The 22,098-nt window shown below is 72.4% G+C and carries 14 protein-coding genes; 9 read left to right on the forward strand and 5 right to left on the reverse strand.

Translation table 11 applies throughout. The features are described from left to right. Positions 1–2 precede the first annotated feature (2 nt). From OG245_RS01805 to OG245_RS01825, 5 genes are all read left to right on the forward strand, one after another. Positions 3–644 (forward strand): DUF624 domain-containing protein, encoded by a 642-nt coding sequence (locus OG245_RS01805; protein WP_371621767.1) that lies wholly within the window; start codon positions 3–5, stop codon positions 642–644. Continuing rightward, on the forward strand, positions 641–1,723 hold the full coding sequence (locus OG245_RS01810) for a DUF1565 domain-containing protein (protein WP_371621768.1): 1,083 nt from the start codon (positions 641–643) through the stop codon (positions 1,721–1,723). The genes OG245_RS01805 and OG245_RS01810 overlap by 4 nt, the downstream gene beginning before the upstream one ends. After that, on the forward strand, positions 1,720–2,871 hold the full coding sequence (locus OG245_RS01815) for an SGNH/GDSL hydrolase family protein (RefSeq protein ID WP_371627780.1): 1,152 nt from the start codon (positions 1,720–1,722) through the stop codon (positions 2,869–2,871). The genes OG245_RS01810 and OG245_RS01815 overlap by 4 nt, the downstream gene beginning before the upstream one ends. Before the next feature lie 103 nt (positions 2,872–2,974). Then, positions 2,975–5,395: a polysaccharide lyase 8 family protein gene (locus OG245_RS01820; RefSeq protein WP_371621769.1), complete on the forward strand. Its 2,421-nt coding sequence runs from the start codon at positions 2,975–2,977 to the stop codon at positions 5,393–5,395. A gap of 4 nt (positions 5,396–5,399) precedes the next feature. Further along, positions 5,400–6,374 carry an acetylxylan esterase gene (locus OG245_RS01825; protein WP_371621770.1) on the forward strand — a complete coding sequence of 325 codons (975 nt, stop codon included), beginning with the start codon at positions 5,400–5,402 and terminating at the stop codon, positions 6,372–6,374. Positions 6,375–6,410: 36 nt separating this feature from the next. Here OG245_RS01825 and OG245_RS01830 read toward each other — a convergent pair whose 3' ends face one another. Continuing rightward, entirely contained in the window at positions 6,411–7,955 is a 1,545-nt protein-coding gene (locus tag OG245_RS01830; protein ID WP_371627781.1) for a phytoene desaturase family protein, read from the reverse strand. 236 nt (positions 7,956–8,191) lie between these two features. Next, entirely contained in the window at positions 8,192–10,405 is a 2,214-nt protein-coding gene (locus OG245_RS01835) for a tetratricopeptide repeat protein (protein ID WP_371621771.1), read from the reverse strand. Between the two features lie 241 nt (positions 10,406–10,646). On the opposite strand from OG245_RS01835, the gene OG245_RS01840 reads away from it, so the two are divergent. The 3 genes from OG245_RS01840 to OG245_RS01850 all read left to right on the forward strand — a co-directional run bounded on the left by OG245_RS01840 (position 10,647) and on the right by OG245_RS01850 (position 13,484). Beyond that, positions 10,647–11,480: a hypothetical protein gene (locus OG245_RS01840; RefSeq protein WP_371621772.1), complete on the forward strand. Its 834-nt coding sequence runs from the start codon at positions 10,647–10,649 to the stop codon at positions 11,478–11,480. Between the two features lie 118 nt (positions 11,481–11,598). Continuing rightward, positions 11,599–12,129 (forward strand): carboxymuconolactone decarboxylase family protein, encoded by a 531-nt coding sequence (locus tag OG245_RS01845; protein ID WP_371621773.1) that lies wholly within the window; start codon positions 11,599–11,601, stop codon positions 12,127–12,129. Positions 12,130–12,209: 80 nt separating this feature from the next. After that, complete coding sequence (locus OG245_RS01850) at positions 12,210–13,484, forward strand: MFS transporter (protein ID WP_371621774.1); 1,275 nt, start codon at positions 12,210–12,212, stop codon at positions 13,482–13,484. 141 nt (positions 13,485–13,625) lie between these two features. On the opposite strand, the gene OG245_RS01855 is transcribed toward OG245_RS01850, so the two are convergent. Then, on the reverse strand, positions 13,626–18,113 hold the full coding sequence (locus OG245_RS01855; RefSeq protein WP_371621775.1) for an AAA family ATPase: 4,488 nt from the start codon (positions 18,111–18,113) through the stop codon (positions 13,626–13,628). A gap of 131 nt (positions 18,114–18,244) precedes the next feature. Between OG245_RS01855 and OG245_RS01860 the strand changes: the two genes are divergently transcribed. Further along, complete coding sequence (locus tag OG245_RS01860) at positions 18,245–19,147, forward strand: hypothetical protein (RefSeq protein ID WP_371621776.1); 903 nt, start codon at positions 18,245–18,247, stop codon at positions 19,145–19,147. Between the two features lie 341 nt (positions 19,148–19,488). Here OG245_RS01860 and OG245_RS01865 read toward each other — a convergent pair whose 3' ends face one another. After that, the gene (locus OG245_RS01865; protein WP_371621777.1) at positions 19,489–20,667 is read right to left on the reverse strand and encodes an acyl-CoA dehydrogenase family protein; all 1,179 of its coding nucleotides are present in this window, start codon (positions 20,665–20,667) and stop codon (positions 19,489–19,491) included. 166 nt (positions 20,668–20,833) lie between these two features. Beyond that, positions 20,834–21,988, reverse strand: a complete 1,155-nt coding sequence (locus OG245_RS01870; protein ID WP_371621778.1) for a methyltransferase — start codon at positions 21,986–21,988, stop codon at positions 20,834–20,836. Between the last annotated feature and the right edge of the window lie 110 nt (positions 21,989–22,098).

A 22,098-nucleotide genomic window follows, 5' to 3' on the forward strand; every position in this document is an offset into this window, starting at 1 on the left:
CCATGGGGACCCGTCTCGCCGGGGCGGTGGCGTCGCCGCCCGTTCCGGACGCCACCCCGTCGGGCTGGCCGACGCTGCTGCGACGGCTGGAGTTCGTCGCCTACCCGGCCGCCGCCGGGGCCGCGTTCACGCTGCTGGCGCTGGGCGTGGTGACCTGGCTCCCGGCGCTCGCCGCGATGGGCCGCGCGCTCCAGCGGTGGCGGGTGGACGGGGACAGCCGCTGCTTCGCCAACACGTTCGCCTCCTTCGGCGGGTACTGGCGCGCGCTGTGGCTCCACGGCCTGCTGTCCACCGCCGCCGCGGCCGTCCTGGTCGCCAACACCCTGCATCTGCTCGGCCGTTCGGAGGCGTGGACCTTCCCGTTGCTGGCCGCGCAGGTGGGGATCGCGGCGGCGTTCGTGATCCATCATGTGGCGCTCGCGGCCGTGGCGGGCCGGGACCCGGACGGCGGTGTCCGGTCCTGGTCGGCCGGGGCGCTGTCGCTCGGCTTCGGGTCCCCGGCCCGGGGCACCGCCCTGCTCGGCGCGGTGGTCTCCGCCGTGCTGCTCTCCCTCGTCGTACCGCTGGGGCCACTGCTGCTCGGCCCGAGCGTTCCGGTTCTGCTCGCCCTGTCCTTCGCCGATCCCAGGAGGCACACCCCGTGACCCGTCCACCGCGCACCGTCCTGGCCGCCGCGCTCGTCGCCGGCCTCTCCCCGCTCGTCGTGACCACGCCCTCGGCGGCCGCCCCGGCGGCGAGCGCGTACTACGTGTCGCCGACCGGCAGCGACGCCAACGCCGGTACGTCGGCGGGCGCCCCGCTGGCCACGATCCAGAAGGCGGTGGATCTGGCTCCGTCGGGCGCGGTGGTGAACCTGGCCGCGGGCACCTACCGACAGGACGTGGTGACCGCACGGGCCGGGGTCACCATCACCGGACCGTCGAACGCCGTGGTGAAGGGCGCGGGCGACGCCCGGATCATCCAGGTCCGGCACGACAGCACGACGCTCAGCGGCTTCACCGTGGACGGGCTGCACGGCTCGGCCTCGGACGTGTCCGGCTACCGGCTCAAACTCATTTATGTCATGAGCACGACCCCCGGGAACGGGGTCGGCGGCCTGCGCGTCACCGGCATGACCCTCAAGAACGCGGCCGACGAGTGCCTGCGGCTGCGCTACCTCGTCACGGGTGCCGAGGTGGACGACAACATCATCACCGACTGCGGGGTCGCCGACTTCGTGTTCGACGGGGGCGGGAAGAACGGCGAGGGGATCTACCTCGGCACGGCCCCCGAGCAGCAGGGCTCCAACGGGGCACCGGACGCGGCGGCCGACGTCAGCCGGAACAACCGCATCCACCACAACACCATCGTCACGCGGGGCAACGAGTGCGTGGACGTGAAGGAGAACGCCACCAACAACTACGTCGAGCACAACGACTGCGGCGGCCAGCGCGACCCCAGCTCCGGCGGGCTCGACGCCCGGGGCAGCGGCAACATCTTCCGGTACAACACCGTCCACGACAACGTGGGCGCGGGCGTCCGGCTCGGCGGTGACACCGCGACGGACGGCACCGCGACCTCCGTCTACGGCAACACCATCACCGGCAACGCGGGCGGCGGCATCAAGTTCATGCGCACCCCGCAGGGCCCCGTCTGCTCCAACACCATGAGCGGCAACACGGGCGGCGACGCCGTGGGCACCTACGGCAGCTCCTACGACCCGACCGGTGTGTGCCCGCAGTGAGCGGCCGGGGGCCCGCGAGACGCGGGGTTCTGTACGCGGCGGCGGCAGCCGGGGCCGCCGCGGTCGCCGCCACGGCGACGGACGCGCGCGCGGCCGGGACGACCGGCCCCGCGCGTTCGCGCTGGACGACGTCCTGGGCCACCGCCCAGACAGCGCCGACCCCCACCGATCCGGTGGCGTACGCCGGGCTGACCGACGGCGACTGCACGGCCGTGCTGCGGCTGTCGGCGGGCGGAGCGGTCCGGCTGCGGTACGCGAACACCTTCGGGACCGCGCCCGTGCTGGTCGGCCCGGTGACCGCGGACGGCCGGCCCGTGACCTTCGCCGGGCGGAGCCAGGAGTGGCTGGCGGCGGGCGCGAGTCTGACCAGTGACGCCGTCCCGGGGCTGCGGGTGGCGGACGGGGCGCGGCTGGTGGTGCGGACGCGGGTGCCCGGCCCGACCGGTCCGCTCTCCTTCCACCGCAACACCCATGCCTGGCACACCGTGGACGGGGTGCGCACCCGGTCGGTCCTCCTGCTGACCGGGGTGGAGACCACCGGGGCGCGCGGCCCGGTGGTCGCGGTGTTCGGCGACTCCATCGCGGAGGGCGTCGGCACCCCCGACGACGCCGATCTGCGGTGGCCCGACCAACTGGCGCGGCGGCTGCCCGGTTCGGCCGTCGCCAACCTCGGCATCAGCGGCAACCGGCTGCTGCTCGACGACGTCCGCTTCGGGCCCGGCGGCCAGGCCCGCTTCGACCGCGACGTCCTCGGGCTGCCGGGCCTGCGGACGGTGCTGGTGCACCTAGGCGTCAACGACCTCCAGCAGCCGCCGGGCCAGAGCGGTCCGGACCAGGTGCTGACCGGATACCGGCAGGTGGCGCTGCGTGCCCGGGGCGCCGGTCTGCGGGTCGTGGGCGCCACCATCACCCCGTTCGAGGGGTGGACCCGCTGGTCTCCCGAGCTGGACGCGGTCCGCGGGCAGATCAACCGGGCCGTGCGCACCGGGCACGTCTTCGACGAGGTGGCCGACTTCGACGCCGCGCTGCGCGACCCGGACCGCCCTTCCCGGATGCTCCCCGCGCACGACAGCGGCGACGGCCTGCATCCGGGCCCTTCCGGTCACGCGGCGCTCGCCGCCGCCGTCGACCGCCGACACCTTCGGTGAGCCGGCGTGGACCGAGATCCCCGGCCGGCCGACACCTTCCGCGAGCCGACACCTTCCGTGAGCCGACACCTTCCGTGAGCCGACACCTTCTGTGAGAGGCGACATGACGAACCGAGCCACCACCCGGCGCACCGTCCTGACCGGCGCGGCCGCCCTGGGCGCGGCGGCGACGCTGCCCCTGACCCTCGCCGGCCCCGCACACGCCGCGTCCGGCGCCACGGCACGGACCGGGGCGGAGGACGCCGCGGCGCTGCGCACCCGTTGGCACACGCTGCTGACCGGCGGCCCCGACCTCGACCGGGACGACGAGCGGATCGCCGCCGCGACCGCCCGGGTGGGGCGGGCCGGGGCCACCGCCGCCACCGGCCTGGACCCGTCCCGGACGGACGGTCTGTTCCCCGACCTGACCAGCACGACGCTCTCCAACCACGTCACCACCTCGTTCAAGCGACTGGCGACGGCGGCCACCGCCTGGGCGGTCCCCGGCACCCCGCAGCACGGTGACACGGCGCTGCTGGCGAAGCTGCTGAGCGGCGTCGACTGGATGCTGACCCACCGTTACGGCCCCGAGCACACCCGGTTCGACAACGACTGGGACTGGGAGATAGGCGCGGCGCTCGCGCTCAACGACACGGCGGTGCTGCTCCACGACGAGCTGGGCGCGGAGCGCCTGGAACGCGTCACCGCCGCCGTGCTCCACTACACGCCGGACCCGAACCTGTGGCGGGCGAACCGGCAGATCGCGACCGGCGCCAACCGCGTGTGGGTCTCCACCGTCGTCGCCGTCAACGCGGTGCTGCGCGGCGACGGCGACGCGCTGGGCCGGGTCCGGGACGCTCTGTCCGACGTCGAGGGCTCGGGCGCCAACAGCGTCCTGGCCTTCAACGACACCGGCGGTGCGGCGGCCGGCACGGGCGAGGGCTTCTCGTCCGACGGCTCGTTCCTCCAGCACTACAAGCACCCGTACAACGGCGGTTACGGCAAGGAGCTGCTGGGAAATCTGTCCCGGCTCCTCAACCTGCTGGCCGGTACGGCGTGGACGGTGACCGATCCCGATCTCGACAACGTGCGGGGCTGGGTGGACGACGGCTTCGACCCGCTGATGTTCCGGGGCGATGTGATGGCGTCGGTGTGCGGGCGGGAGATCGCCCGGCCGAGCAAACAGGGGCACGCGTCGGCGCAGACGGTCGTCGAGGCGGTGCTGCGGCTGATCCCGTGCTTCCCGGGAGAGCCCGCCGACCGGTTCACGGCGCTGGTGAAGCAGTGGATCGCCGAGGACGGCTACCGGGACTTCCTCGCCGTCACCGACCTCGCGTCCCTGGTCGCCGCGCAGGCCGCGATCGCCTCCGCCGTCCCGGCCCGGGGCCCGCTGGTCGCCCACAAGCAGCACCCGCTGATGGACAAGGCGGCGCACCACCGCCCCGCGTTCGGGCTCGGCATCTCCGCGTACTCCACCCGGATCTACAACTACGAGTCGATCCAGAACGAGAACCTGCGCGGCTGGCACCTCTCGGACGGGATGGTGCTGCTGTACACCGACGACCTCGGCCACTACAGCGAGGACTACTGGCCCACCGTCGACCCGGCCAGGCTGCCCGGCACCACCGTCATCGCCGGGCGCCCGGCCGACGCGGCGGGACAGCGCACCACCAGCACCGCCGACTGGGCGGGCGGCACCGCGCTCCCGGACACCACGCTGGGCGCGTACGGGATGGAGCTGCGGGCCTTCGGCAGCACGCTGCACGGGCTCAAGAGCTGGTTCTGCCTGGACGACGTCATCGCCTGTGTCGGTTCGGGCATCACCGCGGAGGCGGGGACCGCCGAGACCGTGGTGGAGAACCGCAAGCTGCGCGACCCGCGGGCCGCGCTCCTCGTGAACGGCACGGCCGCCCCGGACGGTGCCGGCTGGTCCGACGAGCTGGCGGACGTCCGGTGGCTGCACCTGGCCGGAACCGGCGGGTACGTCTTCCCCCGGCCCACCTCCGTGCGCGCCCTGCGCGAGGAGCGCACCGCGACCTGGCGGGAGATCAACCGCAAGTACGGCACCGACACCCCGGTCACCCGCCCGTACCTGACGCTCTGGCACGACCACGGCCCGGCTCCGAGCGGGGCAGGCTACTTCCACCTCCAGCTCCCCGCCGCCTCGGCCGGGCGCACCCGGCTGCTGTCGGCCGCACCGCCGGTGGAGCTGGTCGCCGATTCGACCGCCGTGCACGCGGTGCGGCGCGGTACGGACGGGCTGCTGGCGGCCAACTTCTGGCGGGCGGGCTCGGCGCGGGAGCTGAGCTGCGACGGTCCGGCGTCCGTCCTGGTGCGCCCGCGGGGGCGAACTGTGGACGTCGCCCTGTCCGACCCCACCCACCTGCGGTCCACCGTGGTCGTCGAGCTGGCCGGGCGTGGGCTGGCGCTCGCCTCGGGCGGCCCCCGGGTGAGCGCGGCCCGCACGCCGGGCGGCCTCCGGATCACCGCCGACACGTCGGGGCTGCGCGGCGCGACCCTCGGCCTCACCCTGAAGAGGAGCTAGAGCCTTGCTGTTCGACATGGACCTGGAGCGGCTGCGGGAGTACCGCCCCGAGCCGCAGGAACCGGCCGACTTCGACGCCTTCTGGGGGAAGACTCTCGCGAAGACGGCCCGGCACGACGTCGACGCCCGGTTCGTGCCGTACGGGACGGGACTGGCGACCGTCGACGTACTCGATGTGACGTTCAGGGGCTGGGAGGGGCAGCCGGTGAAGGCGTGGCTGATGCTGCCGAAGCAGCGCTCCGGGCCGCTGCCCGCCGTGGTGCAGTACATCGGGTACAACGGCGGCCGGGGCATCCCGTACGCGTGGCTGACCTGGAGTGCGCTCGGTTACGCGCACCTGGTGATGGACAACCGGGGGCAGGGCGGCGGCGGCAAGAACACCGCCGACACCCCGGACATCGGGCCCGAGGGCCACGGTTCGTCCTCGCCGGGCTTCCTGACCCGGGGCATCGAGGACCCCCACCGGCACTACTACCGGCGGCTCATCACCGACGCGGTCCGGGCCGTCGACGCGGCGGGCGCCCACGAAGCGGTGGACGCCGGGCGGGTCGCCGTCCTGGGCGGCAGCCAGGGCGGCGGGCTCGCGCTGGCCGTCGCCGGGCTGCGGGACGACGTGGCGGCGGCCGTCGCCGACGTGCCGTTCCTCTGCCACTACCGGCGGGCCTCGCAGATCACGGACGCCGGACCGTACGCGGAGATAGCCCGCTGGCTGTCGGGGCACCGCTTCCGGATCGAGGAGGCGATGGAGACCCTGTCCTACTTCGACGGGGTCAACTTCGCCGCGCGCGCGAGCGCTCCCGCGTGGTTCTCGGTGGGGCTGATGGACCGGATCTGCCCGTCCTCCACGGTGTTCGCGGCCTACCACCGCTACGCGGGACCGGCCGAGATCGAGGTGTTCCCGTACAACGGGCACGAGGGCGGCGCGGAGTACGACCTGCCGCGCAAGCTGGGTGCGCTGCGGGGGGTGTTCGGGGCCTGAGGGAGCTGGGGGATCTGAGGGATCCGAGGGGCGGCGTCATCGGCCCAGCGCGGCCATCGCCGCGTTGTGGCCGGGGACCCCGCTGACGCCGCCGCCGCGCACCGCGCCCGCCCCGCAGAGCGAGACGTTGGCGTGCGCGGTCTCCACACCCCAGCGCCCGGTGCCCTCGTCCGCGTACGGGAAGGAGAGGTCGCGGTGGAAGATGTGGCCGCCGGGCAGTCGCAGATCGCGCTCCAGATCGAGCGGGGTCTTGGCCTCGATGCAGGGTTCGCCGTTCGCGTCGAGGGCCAGGCAGTCGGTGACCGGCTCCTCCAGGTGCGCGTCCAGTTCGGCCAGGGTCGCCTTGAGCAGGGCCGCGCGGGCGGCGTCGTTGTCGGCGGCGAAGAGCCGGGCCGGGGCGTGCAGGCCGAAGAGGGTGAGGGTCTGGTAGCCGCGCGCGGCGAGGTCGGGGCCGAGGATCGAGGGGTCGGTCAGCGAGTGGCAGTAGATCTCGGAGGGCGGGGCGGCGGGCAGCCGGCCCGCCGCCGCGTCCCGGTGGGCGTCGGCGAGCTGCCCGTACCCCTCGGCGATGTGGAACGTGCCCGCGAAGGCCTGCCGGGGGTCGACGGACCGGTCGCGGAGCCTGGGCAGCCGGGTGAGCAGCATGTTCACCTTGAGCTGCGCGCCCTCGGCGGGCGGCGGCGGGGTGTCGCCGAGGAGGGCGGCGAGGGCCTGCGGGGAGGCGTTGACGAGCACCCGGCGGGCGGCGACGACGTGTTCTCCGTCCGGGGTGCGGACGGTGACCTCGGCGTGGGTGCCGTCGGTCTCGATCCGGGTCGCCTCGTGCCGTACGCGGATCTCGGCGCCCGCCGCACGGGCCGCCCCGGCCAGCGCGTCGGTGAGCGCGCCCATGCCGCCGACGGGGACGTCCCAGTCACCGGTGCCGCCGCCGATCACGTGGTAGAGGAAGCACCGGTTCTGGAGCAGCGAGGCGTCGTGGGCGTCGGCGAAGGTGCCGATCAGGGCGTCGGTGAGGACGACCCCGCGCACCAGGTCGTCGGTGAAGGTCTCCTCGACGGCCACCCCGAGCGGCTCCTCGAACAGCATCCGCCAGGCGTCGGCGTCGTCGATGCGCTCGCGCAGCGCGTCCCGGCTCGGCAGCGGCTCGGTGAGCGTCGGGAAGACCCGTGTCGCGAGCCGCTGCGTCATGGCGTAGAACCGCTGCCAGGCCGCGTACTCGCGCTCGCCGCCGGTCAGCGCGGCGAAGGACTCCCGGGTTCCGTCGCCCGCCACGAGCAGGCCGGTGGGGCGTCCGTCGCGCACGGCGGGGGTGTAGGAGGAGACGGTCCGCTTGCGTACGGCGAAGTCGAGGCCGAGGTCCCGGACGATCTTGTCGGGCAGCAGGGACACCAGGTACGAGTAGCGCGAGAGACGGGCGTCCACCCCGTCGAAGGGGCGGGTCGAGATCGCCGCTCCCCCGGTGGCGCCGAGCCGTTCCAGGACGAGGACCGACTGCCCGGCACGGGCCAGGTAGGCGGCGGCGACCAGGCCGTTGTGGCCGCCGCCGACGATCACGGCGTCGTAGCGGTCGCGGTCGGGCACGCCGGGGCCGGAGGCCCCGTGGGCGGCGGGGCGGCCTGCGGGCGACCGGGGTGCGGGTGTCTGGGGTGCGGGCATGCACCTTCGTAACACGCAGCCTTCCGTCCCGGCCAGGGGTGACGTGCGTACGTCCCGGCCAGAGGTGACGTCCCTCCCGGTCATGTGACGGAGGCCGAGGCCGGGAGGGACGCGGGCCCGGCGGGACGCAGGACGGGGCGGGACGCAGGACAGGCGGGCGATCAGGTGCGGTGCGGTCCGGCGGCCTCCGCCGACCGTCCGAGCCGCTCCAGGCAGTGCGCCTCGTCGTCGCGGGCCGCCAGCGTCTGGGGGTGGTCGGGGCCCAGCACCCGGGCGCGCGCCTCGGCGACCTCCCGGTACGCCACCAGCGCCTCGCTCCACCGGCCGAGCCAGCCGAGCCCCGCGGCGACCTCCCGGCGGCTGATCACGGTGTCCGGGTGATCGGGTCCCAGGGAGCGTTCCCGGAGGGCGCAGACCTCGCGCGCCTCCGCGAGCGCCTCCTCCCAGCGGCCCGTCCGCCCCAGGTTGACCCCGAGGCCGTGCCGGGCGCGCAGCGTGTCGGGGTCGGCGGCGCCCGCGGTCCGGGTGCGGTCGGCGACGAGGGAGCGGTACAGCTCCAGGGCCTCCGTGTCGCGGCCGAGCCGGCCGAGGCTGATGCCGGTCTCGTAGCGGGCGGCGAAGGTGTCGGGGTGATCGGGTCCGAGCGTGCTGGCGCGGGCCCTGGCGACGTCCTGGAAGGTGTCCAGCGCCTCGGCCCACCTCCCCAGCCTGCCCAGGGTGTACGCCACTTCGTAACGGGTCGTGAGGGTGTCGGGGTGCGTCGGGCCGAGCAGCCGGGCGCGGGCGTCGGCGACCTCCCGGGCCAGCTGCCAGGACTCCTCGGGCCGCCCCAGCCGGCTGAGGTTGAACGCCAGGTTGTGGCGGCAGCGCAGGGTGTCGGGGTGGTCGGGGCCCATGACGCGCTCGCGGACGGCGAGGACCGCCTCGTACACCTGGTGGGCCTCGGCGTGCCGGCCGAGGCGGCCCAGCGCGTGGGCGGTCGCCTGGCGGGCGGCGAGCGTCTGCGGGTGGTCGGGGCCCAGGGCGCGTTCGCGGCCCTCGGCGACCTGGGCGAACTCGCGCAGCCCTTCCTCGGCCCGGCCCGTACGGCTGAGGGTGAGGCCGAGTTCGTAACGGCTGGCGAGGGTGTCGGGGTGGTCGGGGCCGAGGACGCGGCCACGCTGGGTGGCGACCTCCCGGTGCACCTCGCCCGCCTCCTCCCAGCGGCCCAGGCGGCCGAGGTCGATGCCCGCGCTGTGGCGGCCGTCGAGCGTGGTGAGGAGACCGGTGGCGCCGTCCCCGGCCGGCCCGGGGACGGCGGAGCCGGAGTGCGGGGCGGTGGCGGCGTGCGGGGTGCCGGTGGTCCACTGGCCCGTCAGTCCGGCGGCCGGGTCCGGCCGCCCGGCGGCGGGGCCCGTCGCGCCGGTCGCCCGGTGTCCGGCGGTCATGGAGCGGGTCCAGGCGGGCAGGGCCCTCGGGCGCGGGGCCGACGGGCGCTCGGCGCCGGACAGGGCGAGGGGCCCCGGTCCGAGCGCGGGCTGTTCGCCGGTCCGGCCGAGGACGATGCGGCGGCGCAGGTCACCCGCGTCGACGGGCCGCTCCTCGGGGGCCTTGGCGAGCAGGTCGAGGACGACGCGGTCGAGGAAGCCGGGCAGGTCGGCACGGTGGGTGCGCAGCGGTTCCGGCGGGGTGTCGCGGTGGCCGACGAGCACCGCCCAGGCGTCGTCCTGGTCGAACGGCGGTACGCCGGTGGCGATCTCGTACAGGACGCAGCCCAGGGAGTAGAGGTCGCTGCGGTGGTCGACCTCCTTGCCGCTGATCTGCTCGGGCGACATGTAGTGCGGGGTGCCCATGGCGAGGCCGGTGGTGGTGAGGCGGGAGGTCATGCCGATGTCGTGGCCGAGGCGCGCTATGCCGAAGTCGCAGATCTTCACCGTGCCGTCGGTCAGGCGCATGATGTTGGCGGGCTTGAGGTCCCGGTGGACGATGCCCTGCCGGTGGGTGTAGCCGAGGGCGTCGGCGACCTGTTCCGCGATGTCGACGACGTGGTCGACGGGCAGCGGGTGCTGCTGGTTCTCCTGGAGGAGCTGGCTCAGGTTGTGCCCGTCGAGCAGCTCCATGACGAGGTAGAGCACGCCCTCGTGCTCGCCGAAGTCGTGGACGACCGTGACGCCCCGGTGCTGGAGCGAGGCGGCCACCCGGGCCTCGCGCCGGAAGCGTTCGCGCAGGACGCGGGTGAACGCCTGGTCGTGCTGGGGGCCCATGGGTTTGAGGCATTTGACGGCGACCTGACGGCCCAGCGACTCGTCGCGGGCGCGCCACACCTCGCCCATGCCGCCGCGCCCGATCTGTTCGAGCAGTCGGTACCGGCTCTGGATCAGCCTGGTGTCCGCCATCTGCCGCTTCCCGCCCCCGTTGTTCCCGCTGCCGACGCTGTGCCCTCCCCGGCCCGTCCAGTATGGCGGCCGGTCCGCGAAGTGTGTACGCGGTGGGGCCGCTGTCGGGCCCCAGCCGTGCCGTCGCCCCGAGAAGACGACCGGACGACACCCCTTGGAATACCCCCAGGGGGTATGTCGTTATGACGGGTGTCCCCAGGACGGAAGACACCCGAAGGCACATCACGAAGGTGGAGTCACCATGAACAGCAATTCCGGCCACGACATGAGCGGCCACGGCGGCGCCCGCCCCGGCGGGCTCTCGGTCTCCGAGGGCGGGTACACCCTCGAACTCGACTCGACGATCTTTCCGGCCGGAGTACGGACGGTCACCTTCCGGGTGATCGGTCCCGATGGACGACCGGTGACCGGGTTCACCCCCGAACACGAGAAGAAGCTGCACTTCATCGCCGTCCGACGCGACACGACCGGGTTCCAGCACGTGCACCCGGTGATGGACGGGCAGGGCACCTGGAGCGTCGATCTGACACTGGAACCGGGAGACTGGAGGTTCTTCGCCGACATCCATCCGACCGGCCACGGCGGGACCATGACCCTGGGCATCGACGCCTCGGTCGCCGGGCATTACGCCCCGCACCCGGTCTCCGAGGACTCGCGCAGCGCTCACATCGGCGCGTACACCGTCACCCTCGACGGCGAGCTCCTGCCCGGCACGGCGAGCGACCTGACGCTCACCGTCAGCCGGAACGGCCGGCCCCTCACCGATCTGCAGCCCTACCTGGGCGCGTACGGACACCTGGTGGCGCTGCGGGTCGGCGACCTGGGCTATCTCCACGTCCACCCGGAGGGCGAGCCCGGTGACGGCGTCACCGAGCCGGGCCCCGGGATCACCTTCATGGCCGCGGCGCCGTCGGGCGGCGCCTACCGCCTCTACCTGGACTTCCAGCACGACGGTGTCGTCCGGACGGCCGAGTTCACGGTGCGGACCACCGCGACCGCTCCCGGCCCGGACGCCGCAGTGCGGGCCGCCTCCGGGCACACGGGCCACCACCGCGGCGGCCACGCGCACCACTGACCGGCCGTCGGCACGTCACCGCCCCGTCCCGGCCGGGCCACGCACGGCCCGGCCGGGACGCTCGATCCGTCGAGCGCCCCGCCACCCTCCAGCACAGCCTCCCGTCGGAAGGATCGCCATGCCCCGCCTGACCCGACTCACCCCCGACACAGCGGTCGGCGCGTCGCGCGACCTCCTCGCCGAGCTGGTCTCCCGGCACGGCGAGGTCGGGGACATGGTCTCCACGATGGCGCACTCGCCCGCCGTCCTTGGCGGCTACCTGCAGCTCAGCCGGGCCATGGGGCGGGCCAAGCTCGACCGCGGGATCAGCGAACGGATCTCGATCGCCGTCCAGACCCGGCAGGGCTGCCGGCTCTGTCTGGACGCCCATACAACCGCCGCTCGCAGGACGGGAGTGGACGAGGGCGAGATCGAGCGTGCCCGCGCGGGCACCTCGGACGACCCCGGGACCGCGGCGGTCATCGCCCTCGCCCTCCAGGTCCACCGCGAGCCGGCGTCGATCACCGACGACCAGATCATCGCGCTCCGCGAGCACGGCTACAGCGACCGCGCGATCGCCGACGTCGTCGGCGTCGTCGCACTCAACGTTCTCACCGGCGCCTTCAACCTGCTGGCCGGCCTCACTCCGGAGGGCGGCGCCGATGCGTAGAGACATCCCCGCCTCCCTCCGCGGGGCGCGGCCTCCGGCGCGAGGCCGCGCCCCGCCGCACGGACCCGGAAGGACACGCCATGCGCCTGTTCGCCAACCGCGACTACCGCCGCCTGTTCAGCGCCCAGATCATCGCCCTATTCGGCACCGGGCTGGCCACCGTGGCCCTCGGACTCCTCGCCTACGACCTCGCGGGGCCGAGCGCCGGCGCGGTCCTCGCCACCGCCCTGACCATCAAGATGGTCATGTACGTGGTCATCGCCCCGATCGCCGCCGCGTACGTCGACCGCTTCCCCAGAAGAACCCTGCTGACCGCCCTCGACGCCGTACGCGCCGTGGTGGTCCTGGCCCTTCCGTTCGTCACGGAGATCTGGCACATCTACCTGCTGGTCGGCCTGCTGCAAGCAGCGTCCGCGGCGTTCACCCCGACGTTCCAGGCCGTGATCCCCGACATCGTTCCCGAGGAGTCCGACTACGTACGGGCCCTGTCCGCCTCGCAGGTCGCCTCCACGATGGAGAGCCTGCTCTCCCCCGTACTGGCAGCGGTCGCCCTGGCGTTCCTGAGCTTCGACCGGCTGTTCCTGGGCACCGCCGCCGGATTCCTCCTCTCCGCCCTGCTCGTCCTGTCGACGCGCATCCCCGAGGCCCGTCCCAGCGCCCAGAACCGGGCATGGGACAGGGCGACGGCAGGGATCAGGACCTTCCTCCGGACGCCGCGGCTGCGCGGCATCATGGCGCTCAACCTCGCGGTCGCGGCGGCGGGCTCGATCGTCGTCGTCAACACCGTCAACTACGTCCGCGACGTGCTCGGGGGCTCGCAGTCGGCCGTCGCGTGGATGCTCGCCGCCTCCGGCGGCGGGACCCTGCTGGCCGCCCTCGCCCTGCCCCGGATACTCGACCGGGTCGCCGCCCGGACGGTCATGGCGACCGGTGCCGGAGTCCTCGTCGGCGGCACGGCCGCCGCGGTGACGCTCGCCTCGGCCGGCCTGGCCACCTGGACCGGTACGGCGATCGCCTGGGCGCTGATCGGCATCGGCATGGCGCTGGTCATCACCCCGACCGGCAAGGTCCTGCGCGCCTCGGTCGAACCGAACGCGATCCCCGGGGTCTTCGCCGCCCAGTTCTCCCTCTCGCACCTCGCCTGGCTGATCACCTACCCCATCGCCGGATGGCTCGGCACGAACACCGGCTTCGCCGCCGCCTGGTCCGTCCTCGCGGCGCTCGCCGCGGCGGGCGCGATCGGCGCCCTGGTCCTGTGGCCGCGCCACGACGGACGAGGAGCCGCGACCGGGCCCGTGACACCCGTCCCGGGCAGGCGCCCGGCGGACCGGTCCGCCCTGTCCAGGGCCGCGTAGAACGCGCTGCCGGCCGCCGACGTCGCGCGGGCCCGTGGCCCAGCCCGTGACGGAGCCCGGCGACGGAGCCCAGAAGCCACCGGCAGACGCAGCCCATCGGCCCCGACGCCGCCGAGCACGGGCAGCGTCACCGCTGCCGTGTCACAGCAGCGGGGGGCCGACGGCCAAGGTGACGAGGCCGGCGGAACCGTGCAGGTGAAGAACGGGGCCTTCCTCGGTTATCCCGGTGACCACCGCGTGTACGGGTGCGCCGGTGAGGAGGGTATGGAGCAGTTCGCCTGTTGTCGAGTCCCAGACGCGGACACCGCTGGCGCTGCCGGCCACCAGCAGTGTTCGGCCACTGGTCAGATGGAGCCCGGTCATGGCAAGGGTTCCGTGCGCGGGCCAGGCGGCGACTTGTGTGCCGCCGGTCAGGTCCCAGACCTGGATCTCCCGGTCATTCGCCACAGCAACCTGCAGACCGTCGAACCCCGGCACCGTGCATGCGACTCGAGTGGGCGGTCCTGGCTTCCCCCGGACCCATGAGCCGAGGCGATGCCCGGTCAGCGGGTCCACGAGTTCTATGGCTCGCCCGTGGGCCACCACGATCACAGGCTCCGTCACCGTATGTGCCGTCGGCACGGGGATCAGCACAGGTGCCCCATCGCGCCGGAAGTTGGCCGGTGTCATGTAGCTGATGGTCTCGCCGCTGTTCGGGTCCAGGGTCGTGGTGGCCAGCTCGCTCCGTCCGGAAGCAGTGGCGAAGACCGGCAGCCCGTGGCCGGTGACGGTGACGCACGTGCGGGAGGAGAAGTACGGAAGCGACACAGGGTCGGGTGATGCGACGGACTCACCTGACACCAGGTCCCAGACGGACGCAGAGGTGCCCACGACCGCGACATGAGCGGCTCCCCGCGGAGAGGGCAACGCTTCGAGGACAGTGACGGGAGCCGTGGGGATCGGGATGTGCTTCAGCAGCCTTCCCGTCGTCGCGTCGTGAACGTCGAGTCCGTCGCAGGTGCCGACAACGACGCAGTCCCGGGTGCCGTCGGGGCCCGGATACGCCATCCGTCGCAGTGGCCAGGTGTGCAGGAAGAACCCGTCTGGGGCGGGTGCCGGGTACGGCGTGTCGGGCAGCACATCGCCGTGTGGTCGACTGGTGGGGGCCAGGTCCCAGATACGGATGCCCTGGGGGGCGGCTGAAATGATGCGAGGCCCGGCAGGGCCCGTCAACGCGGTCAGCTGATTGATGCGTGAAACATCGGCGGCGATGCGTTGCACTTCATTGAGTTCCCTGTCGCGTACGACGATGTGGCTTCCGGTGGCGTAGGCGAAGTCAGTGCCTCCGGGTACCTGTATCAGGGAGTGCCCTGTGCCCCGGACACCTGCCGTCCGGGATGCGGTGAAGGGCTCCCATATCTGCGTGGACGCCCCGCGGGTCTGCACAACAAGGAGGTCGTCCTGCCTCGCCCGGCTCACAGTGGCGAGCCGGACCTCACGGCCACGGGGACCGAACGGTGCGGCGGCCGTCAGTCCGGAGTAGGGGTCCCACAGCCGGATGCCTGTGCTTCCGGCGAGGGCGACCAGTGCGTGGCCGCTCGCCCGTCGGACGACTGCCGACTCCAGCGGATTTTCCGCATCATAGGGAGGGACGCCACGGGCCGGCGTGGTGTCCCCGGAGTGGGGACGCCACACCATGCTGCCACTCCGTGTGAGGACGAACAGCTTCCACAGTGAGGGGCCGTCTTCCAGGACGTGCACGTCGCGCGCCCAGGAGACGACCAGTTGCGCCACTAGTTGCCCCGAAGCCGGGTCATGGATCTCGATCCGGTGGGGGGTGAGCGTGATGAGGAAAGTACGGCCGCCGGTCGCGCGGATGGTGCGGAGCCTGAACACCGGTGCGTCAGTGGCCAGGTCCGCGGTCGGCAGGCCCGTGCTCGCGTCCCAGACGCGCACTCCTCGCGAGACGTCGGCCACCGCGACGAGCCAGCGTCGATCAAGAGTGGGAACCGCGCACAGGGCCCGGGTGAGCTTCTGTGCAGGGGCGAGTACGTTTATCTGTGCCACCCACCTGCCCCAGCGGAAGGTCAGGACACGCTGCTCATCGGCGGTGTCCCGCGTCTCGCCTCGTACGCTCTGGTGGAAGTGAATACTGTCGCGGCGGGAGCGGGGGTCTGTGTTGTCGTCAAGGTACGGCTCGATCAGCGCGGCCGCTGTGAGTGCGCCTCGATCGGGATCGCCGGTGGGCAGTGGCAGGGACAGCCGGGCGCGCAGGGTGCCTGAGGTTTCTTGTGCGAGCAGCTCGACGGGAACGTGCCGGTCGGTCAGGAGGCCTCCTGCCTGCGCGTGGTGCAGGTAGTGACGCCGAATGTAGGGATGAGCCTGGTGCGGATGAGCCCGGCGCACCAATCCCGCGAGGACTTCTGTGACGGTCGCCTGGGCAGCGGCCAGCTCTGGGGCATTGCCTGTCGTCGGGAGCGGTGGGCGCACAGAGGTGGCGCCCGATGCGCCGAGCAGCCACTCGTGGCCCGCCTGGAGCAGGTCGGTGAGCCGCTGGTGGACGGGGCGATAGACGGTACGTCCGTCTTCGCTCGCGGTGGCGAGGTATCCGCTCAGACGACTGGACCGTAGCGTGCGGACGGCCTGGTCCGCCAGACGCGCGGTCGCGGGTGCCTCGCCGCCGGGCGCCGTCGGCTCTCGTTCCGGGTCAACCGGCACAGCCGGACCGTGTGCGTCTGCAGCGAGCGCGGCGGTGACTGCGGGCCAGATCTCCCCCCAGGGCAGGCCGGCCCCCTGGGCGAGCGCGGTGGCACGCAGCGCCGCGACCAGCAGGTCGGCCGAGACCTCGGTTGCCGCTGCGATGCCCCTGACGTCTTCGCGCAGCAGGCTGCTGGTGCCGTCAGCGAGCCGGAGCAGCCAGCCTTCCTCTGCGAGGTCCTGTCGGGTTTCGGCCGTTCGCAGCTGGTCGGCGGCTATTTGCGCGTCCAGGAACGACGGGGCAACGGCTTTCGCGATCACACGGGCAGTCGTTTCGACGACTTCGTCGTCGGCGCCCTTGTAGGGGCTGCCCTCGGGGCCGCTCAGCAACGCGACCGCGTAGGCGGCGATGTCGGCCTCGCAGTCCGGGCCGTCCGTGCGCAGCGGCTCGGGCACGGCACCTTCGGCCTTGAGGGCTGCGGTCAGGCGATGCAGCAGGTCATCCGCCCGCTCGTCGCGGAGGTCGGCGCCGGAGGAGGAGGACATGACGGATGAACTGCGGATACCGAGGAGAAGGCGGACGGCGGTCTCACCGGCCGGCGCGGTGAGGCGAGCGAGCGGGAGAATGACGTCATTGACACAGGCGAGAGGATCCTCGGCTTCGTCCAGAGCGTCGATGATGACGGTCACCGGTCGGGAGAGCCCAGCCGCATGCTCGGTCGTTCGTTCGAAAAGAGCCTGCAACGGGGTGCCCTTGGCAACAGGTGTCCCGCCGAGCGCGGCAAGGAGGTCGTCGACCACGGCACGGGAGGATTTGTTGCGAGCCAGTACAGCCACGTCCACCGAGCCGAGCTCTGGCCGGAGTCCATCAGGGCTACGGGCGATGAGAGCGGCGTACGACTCGTCCTCGACGAAGACGGGAGCCGTGAGGGTGACCAGCCGGGCCAGCAGCGCGGACTTGCCCGATCCCGCGGCGCCCGTGACGATGAGCACGCCCTCGCCGTCACGGAGGAAGTCGACCAGGCGCCTCATGAGTTCGGTACGACCGCTGAAGTACCAGCCCACGTCGCCGCCGCCGGCCCGTCCGAAGGCGCGCTCCCGCCAGAACTCCAGATCTCCATGCTCGATGACCAGTTGTCGCAGGGCGGGGCCGACGGCGGTCCCCGACGGTTTGTAGCGCGGATTGGGCAGGCACGCGCTCAGCTGGTGCCGACGCGAATGGGGCATGATCCACTCAGCGTCAATCAGATCCTTCTCCACGCCGTCGGCCAGCCCGACCTCGTGCAGCAACTGCTCCCACTCAGCGAAGGACAGGTGTGAGGAGGTGTAGCCGACGGACTCGTCGTTCATCCGTTGCCAGGCGAGCGCGACGCGCCGGGTGAAGGATCCCACCTGCGGCTGATCTTCGTGGTCGCCGGCGGTGACTACTGCGATCCCGGCGTGCCTTCGACGTTCCTTGGACAAGTCTTGCAGCAGGGTGCTCAGTTCTGCGCGCAGAACTCCGGAATGGCATGAGTCGACCAGCACCAGAACATGCTCGGCCTCGCTGTCCAGCACCGCGGTGATGAGCTCGCCGGTGGGAAAGGCGGTCGACAGCAACCGTTCAGGGCGTGTCTTCGGCAGGGTCAGGTAGTGGCGGCCGGCCTGGCGGCACAGCCCGTGGCCGGTGATGTAGACGACGACGGCGTCATCGTATGCGGCTTCCGACAGCTTGACCTGTCGCAGGAAGTCACGCAGGTCTCCGACGGTGTGCAGCGGATCCTCGATCGGAACCACTTCGAACCGCCGGTCCTCGCCCAGGGCGGGGTCCGCAAGCCATGTGGTGATCCGGGTGACCTGCTCCGCGATGGCTTCGCGGAAGCCCTCGCGTTCGTCCCGGTAACCATCGACAGCAACGACGACCAGTCGTCTGCGGGTGATCCCGCTCAGGTCGTCACCGGCCTGCGTGTTCAACCGCACCCCCACCTCCCTCGCACGGACGATCTACCATATCCGCAGCCGCCTGAGGCGATGCGGGCGCAGGGGCCAGAGACGGTTGCGCGAACGACAGGCCGCATCGGTGGCCACTGCACAGGGGGAAACATATGAGTCTGCTGCATATCGTGGGTGTGCACGGCATCCGCCAGGGAACCGGCGCAACGACGGAGGAACTCAGTCACGACTGGCGAGCCGCGCTCGCGCCGGCGCCAGCCGCCCCGGGAACCGGTGCACCGGCGCGGTCCGGACCCGACGGAATCGTCGTCACCGTCCCTTCCTATCGGGATGTCTTCCCGAAGACGGCCACCCGGTTCGTCCGGCTGGGTCCGGAAGACGCGGACGGAGCGCCTATGGATGAGGAAGAGGAGGCCTTCGTCCTGGATGCTCTGGCCGCATACGCACCGGAGGTCGTGGCCGCGGAGGCCTCCCTCGACACGTCGTTCGAAGGAACGCTCGGCGAGGGTCGGCTCCAGTCTCAGGTCGCACGGCGGAAACGTGCCATCGACCAGGTGGCAGGCAAGGGGGTATCGGATCGGCTGCTGTGGTTCGTCCGTGAGGCCCATGCGTACCTCCGCAAGCCGGAAACCGCCAGCGCTGTCCGGGAAACGGTGCGGAAGACCTTGGTCGAAACCGAGGCGACGGTGGTCCTCGCCCATTCACTGGGCAGCGTCGTCTTCTATGACATGCTCAGCCGGGGTGAGATCCCGGTGAGAGCCGACGGCCGCCCTGTGGTGACCACCCTCGTGACTCTCGGGTCCCCGCTGAGATGGCTCGCGGTCCGCAAGGGTGTGCACACCCCCGGCGAGCCGCTCCGCGTGGCGGCGGGTGTCCGGTGGACGAACCTGTACTCGCCGTTGGACGTGGTACCACGGGGCAAGGGTCTGGCCGACCTCGCCGACGGAGTGACCGACGTCGTCGCGCACAATGGCGCTCTTAACCCCCACAACGTGGAACGCTACCTGGGCAAGCCCATCATCGCCGAGTGCCTCCTCCAGGCCCGTGCTGCCTGACCTGTCCGAAGCGCCCGGCGGGGGTGGGCGGAGTGCTGATACTCCCGGGCGGTCATCCAGGGGCAGGAGAAAGCGTTCGATGGCGCCAGGTCGTCCTCTCTCCGTTCGCGTAGGAGGGCTGAGGTTCTCCCGCTGCGCGGGAGTGGCTGACTAGCTGACCGGGTGCGCGCACCGTCTCAACTGGCACCCACGGGTTCTCCGCCAGGGCATCGTCATAGGAGTCGCCGACCAAGCCCATGGCCGCCTCACCCTCGAAGCATTTCGACGGCCACTACCCGCCCCTCGCGAAACCGCGGACGTCAAACAGACAACAACCGAGCAGCGATCTGTGGTCACGTCACCTACCGCCGCACGCGCGGCATCCCCAGCCCGATCCACGAGATGATCTCCCGCTGGATCTCGTTGTTGCCGCCGCCGAAGGTGAAGATCACGGCCGACCGGTAGCCGCGTTCCAGTTCGCCGTGGAGCACGGCACCGGCCGAGCCCTCCTTCAGCGCGCCCGCGGAGCCGACGATCTCCATCAGCCAGGCGTAGGCGTCCCGGCGGGCCTCGGAGCCGTAGACCTTGACCGCCGAGGCCTCCTGGGGGGTGAGCGTGCCGTCCTGGAGGGCCGCGACCATCTGCCAGTTGAGCAGTTTCATCGCGTCGAGGCGGGTGTGGGTGCGGGCGAGCAGGGCGCGGACCCAGCCGAGGTCGATGACCCGGCGGCCGTCGGCGAGCTTGGTGTCGGCGGCCCAGCGCTGGACGTTGTGCAGGGCGCGGACCGCCATCGTGCCGTGCGCGGCGAGCGTGACGCGTTCGTGGTTGAGCTGGTTGGTGATGAGCCGCCAGCCCATGTTCTCCTCTCCGACGCGGCGGGTCACCGGGACCCGGATGTTCTCGTAGTAGCTCGCCGTCGTGTCGTGCGAGGCGAGGGTGTTGATCAGGGTGCAGGAGTAGCCCGGGTCGCTCGTGGGGACGAGGAGCATGGTGATGCCCTTGTGGGGCGGGGCGTCGGGATCGGTGCGCACGGCGAGCCAGACCCAGTCGGCGGTGTCGCCGTTGGTGGTCCAGATCTTCTGTCCGTCGACGACGTACTCGTCCCCGTCGCGGACGGCGCGGGTCTTCAGTGCGGCGAGGTCGGTGCCGGCGTCCGGTTCGCTGTAGCCGATCGCGAAGTCGATCTCCCCGGCCAGGATGCCGGGCAGGAAGTGGGCCTTCTGCTCGTCGGTGCCGAACCGCATGATCGTGGGCCCGACGGTGTTCAGGGCCATCAGCGGCAGCGGTACGCCGGCCTGGGCGGCCTCGTCGAAGAAGATGAACTGTTCCATCGGGGTCAGTCCCCGGCCGCCGTACTCCTTCGGCCAGCCGACCCCCAGCCAGCCGTCGGCGCCGAGCCTGCGGACCGTGTCGCGGTAGAAGCGCTTCTGGGCGGCGGGCTCCGCGTAGCGGGCGTAGGCGTTGTCGGGCACCAGGGTGGCGAAGTAGGTGCGCAGTTCGGTACGCAGCCGCTGCTGCTCAGGCGTGTATTCGAGGTGCACGGCCCCTCCAGAGTCTCGCTTCGGCGTCGTCCGTGTGCGGCGGCGCACACAGTAGAACGTGTTGCAAGAATCCGGAAGGGCCGGCGGGACGTCCGGCAGTCGCGCGGGCCGGCGGACGGCCTCGGATGCGGGGCGCCGCCCACGGCGTGACGGCGGGCCCTCGCGGTCAGCGCTTGACGGCGCGCAGCACCACGAACTTCGGGTCGCCCGCGACCGTGGTGCAGTTCCCGAAGATCCGGCGCAGGTGGGTGTGGTACGAGAGGTGCCGGTTGCCCACGACCCAGAGCTCGCCTCCCTGGCGCAGGGCGGTCCGCGCACCGGCGAACATCGTGCGGGCCGTCGCGTCGGTGGTCGCCATGTGCGAGTGGAAGGGCGGGTTGTTCAGCACCAGGTCCACGCTGCCCGGATCGAGGTCGCCCAGACCGTCGCCGACCAGGAAGTCGGCCTTCGCGCCGTCCGGCGCACCGGCCCGGAAGGTCTCCTCCGCGGAGGAGACCGCCCCGTAGGACTCGTCGACGAAGGTGAGGTGCGCCTCGGGGTTGGCGATGGCGGCGGAGAGCCCGAGGACCCCGTTGCCGCAGCCCAGGTCGACGACCCGGACAGCCCCGGACCGGGTGGGCAGGTGCTTCAGGAAGAAGCGGGTGCCGATGTCGAGGCGCTCCGCGCAGAAGATCCCCGCGTGGTTGACGGCGGTCAGACCGGCGACCGGGCCCACGTCGGCGGGCAGCTCGTAGCGGTACGGCCACGGGCTCGGCGTACGCGGGAGCGCCGGGTCCGGGGTGCAGAAGATGAGCCGCGCCTTGCGCACCGCGAGGGAGGTGCGGGTCGGGCCGATGATCCGCTCGAAGAGCTTGAGCGTGGAGGTGTGGATCTCCTTGACCATGCCGGTGCCGATGATCACGGTGCCGGAGTGGACGGCGGGGGCGATCCGGTGGAGCTGGTCCTCCAGGAACGCCAGGGACTTGGGCACCCGGACGATCAGGACGTCGATCCGGTCCGGCGGGGTGTCGCGCGAGGACAGCAGCCGGACCGCGTCCTGGCCGATGCCGTTCCGGGCGAGGTTGGCGAGGGTCGCGCGCCGGGCCAGGTAGGAGTCGCTGATCTGGACGGGCCGGTGCGCGGCCAGCGCGGTGGCGAGCGCCCCCCACCGGTCCCCCACGACCGCGACCGTCCCCGAGAGGTCGACCGGGCCCGTCTCGGGGTCCGTCAGCTGCCGGAGCAGGTATTCGTCGGCGGCGTCCCACGCCCGGAAGGGGTCGCGCGGGTGCTCGGGGAAGCGGGCGAGCTCGAAAGCGCCCTGCGAGGTCGTCAAACGGTTCATATGTCGTTCAGGCTAGCCGAGGGCGCCGGGGCGCGCCCCACACGCTCCCCTGCTCCCCGGCCGCCTCCACCTCGGCGTACGGCTCCGCACCCCTGCCCACCGGGTGCGGC

Origin of the sequence: Streptomyces sp. NBC_01116, from assembly GCF_041435495.1 — a bacterium.
Taxonomy (GTDB): Bacteria; Actinomycetota; Actinomycetes; order Streptomycetales; family Streptomycetaceae; genus Streptomyces.

What these genes read in the sequence shown, in the direction of transcription:
- OG245_RS01820 (WP_371621769.1), top strand. Translation starts at nt 2,975, where the DNA reads ATGACGAACCGAGCCACCACCCGGCGCACCGTCCTGACCGGCGCGGCC.
- OG245_RS01805 (WP_371621767.1), top strand. Translation starts at nt 3, where the DNA reads ATGGGGACCCGTCTCGCCGGGGCGGTGGCGTCGCCGCCCGTTCCGGAC.
- OG245_RS01840 (WP_371621772.1), top strand. Translation starts at nt 10,647, where the DNA reads ATGAACAGCAATTCCGGCCACGACATGAGCGGCCACGGCGGCGCCCGC.
- OG245_RS01835 (WP_371621771.1), bottom strand. Translation starts at nt 10,405, where the DNA reads ATGGCGGACACCAGGCTGATCCAGAGCCGGTACCGACTGCTCGAACAG.
- OG245_RS01850 (WP_371621774.1), top strand. Translation starts at nt 12,210, where the DNA reads ATGCGCCTGTTCGCCAACCGCGACTACCGCCGCCTGTTCAGCGCCCAG.
- OG245_RS01870 (WP_371621778.1), bottom strand. Translation starts at nt 21,988, where the DNA reads ATGAACCGTTTGACGACCTCGCAGGGCGCTTTCGAGCTCGCCCGCTTC.
- OG245_RS01845 (WP_371621773.1), top strand. Translation starts at nt 11,599, where the DNA reads ATGCCCCGCCTGACCCGACTCACCCCCGACACAGCGGTCGGCGCGTCG.
- OG245_RS01860 (WP_371621776.1), top strand. Translation starts at nt 18,245, where the DNA reads ATGAGTCTGCTGCATATCGTGGGTGTGCACGGCATCCGCCAGGGAACC.